Origin of the sequence: Staphylococcus coagulans, from assembly GCF_002901995.1 — a bacterium.
Taxonomy (GTDB): domain Bacteria; phylum Bacillota; class Bacilli; order Staphylococcales; family Staphylococcaceae; genus Staphylococcus; species Staphylococcus coagulans.
Genome location: NZ_PPQN01000100.1, coordinates 1 through 230 on the forward strand (window position 1 = coordinate 1; position 230 = coordinate 230).

The window sequence follows — 230 nt, forward strand, 5'->3', positions numbered from 1 at the left end:
TGTGCAATATACAATGTTTCCGCTGCACGTGTCATCCCTTCTTGACGTACAACTTCTACAAAGTATTTCATTTGTTTGATATCCAAACGATAACCCTCCATTCTTTCTCTTTATTATAGCCCAATGCCTCTTACAAATTGTAACGTGCACAACGGCCTCACACAAATTTTGACACGCTTACACTTTAAAGATAATATAATACTAATTTTACATATTTTTTATCTTATAAA

The 230-nt window shown here is 33.0% G+C and carries 1 protein-coding gene; it reads right to left on the bottom strand.

The features are described 5' to 3' along the window. Positions 1-86: LysR family transcriptional regulator (locus CD118_RS11925; protein WP_142380881.1), on the bottom strand; the 86-nt coding region annotated here is incomplete at its 3' end. Positions 87-230: the final 144 nt, after the last annotated feature.